Origin of the sequence: Fusobacterium perfoetens (assembly GCF_021531595.1) — a bacterium.
GTDB lineage: Bacteria > Fusobacteriota > Fusobacteriia > Fusobacteriales > Fusobacteriaceae > Fusobacterium_B.
In genome coordinates this window covers 1-1,658 of the sequence record NZ_JADYUD010000027.1, presented here as the reverse complement: position 1 = coordinate 1,658, position 1,658 = coordinate 1, and the positions used below count along the sequence as shown (strand labels likewise).

1 rRNA gene is annotated in these 1,658 nt (G+C 48.7%); it reads left to right on the top strand.

Going from position 1 to position 1,658, the window contains the following annotated elements:
- Positions 1–108: 108 nt before the first annotated feature.
- Positions 109–1,623 (top strand): 16S ribosomal RNA (locus I6E17_RS09785).
- The last annotated feature ends 35 nt before the right edge of the window (positions 1,624–1,658 follow it).

Here is a 1,658-nt window from a genome sequence, read left to right as displayed (position 1 = left end):
AAGGACATTAACAACAGAATAGAGAATAATATGACAAAACAAGCAAACCTTAATTGGTGTTAAATAAGTAAGTAAACATGATTGACCTAGTCAAATCAAATAAATCTTTTAATGAAGAGTTTGATCCTGGCTCAGGATGAACGCTGACAGAATGCTTAACACATGCAAGTCTACTTGAATTCTCTTCGGAGATAGTAAGGTGGCGGACGGGTGAGTAACACGTAAAGAACTTGCCCTGCAGTCTGGGACAACTATTGGAAACGATAGCTAATACCGGATATTATGCGTAAGCCGCATGGCTTATGTATGAAAGCTATATGCGCTGCAGGAGAGCTTTGCGTCCCATTAGTTAGTTGGTGAGGTAACGGCTCACCAAGACCGCGATGGGTAGCCGGCCTGAGAGGGTGAACGGCCACAAGGGGACTGAGACACGGCCCTTACTCCTACGGGAGGCAGCAGTGGGGAATATTGGACAATGGACCAAAAGTCTGATCCAGCAATTCTGTGTGCACGATGACGGTCTTAGGATTGTAAAGTGCTTTCAATCGGGAAAAAGAAAGTGATGGTACCGATAGAAGAAGCGACGGCTAAATACGTGCCAGCAGCCGCGGTAATACGTATGTCGCAAGCGTTATCCGGATTTATTGGGCGTAAAGCGCGTCTAGGCGGTCTGGTAAGTCTGATGTGGAAATGCGGGGCTCAACTCCGTATTGCGTTGGAAACTGCCAGACTAGAGTACTGGAGAGGTGGGCGGAACTACAAGTGTAGAGGTGAAATTCGTAGATATTTGTAGGAATGCCGATAGAGAAGTCAGCTCACTGGACAGATACTGACGCTGAAGCGCGAAAGCATGGGGAGCAAACAGGATTAGATACCCTGGTAGTCCATGCCGTAAACGATGATTACTAAGCGTCGGGGGTCGAACCTCGGCACTCAAGCTAACGCGATAAGTAATCCGCCTGGGGAGTACGTACGCAAGTATGAAACTCAAAGGAATTGACGGGGACCCGCACAAGTGGTGGAGCATGTGGTTTAATTCGACGCAACGCGAGGAACCTTACCAGCGTTTGACATCCTAGGAATGAGAAAGAGATTTTTCAGTGCTCCTTCGGGAGAACCTAGAGACAGGTGGTGCATGGCTGTCGTCAGCTCGTGTCGTGAGATGTTGGGTTAAGTCCCGCAACGAGCGCAACCCCTATTGTATGTTGCCATCATTAAGTTGGGCACTCATGCGATACTGCCTGCGACGAGCAGGAGGAAGGTGGGGATGACGTCAAGTCATCATGCCCCTTATATGCTGGGCTACACACGTGCTACAATGGGCAGTACAGAGAGAAGCGAATCCGCGAGGAGGAGCAAACCTCAGAAAGCTGTTCGTAGTTCGGATTGTACTCTGCAACTCGAGTACATGAAGTTGGAATCACTAGTAATCGCAAATCAGCAATGTTGCGGTGAATACGTTCTCGGGTCTTGTACACACCGCCCGTCACACCACGAGAGTTGATTGCACCTGAAGTAGCAGGCCTAACCGCAAGGAAGGATGCTCCGAGGGTGTGGTTAGCGATTGGGGTGAAGTCGTAACAAGGTATCCGTACGGGAACGTGCGGATGGATCACCTCCTTTCTAAGGAGTTTTAAGTCAGATTCTCTATTCTATTG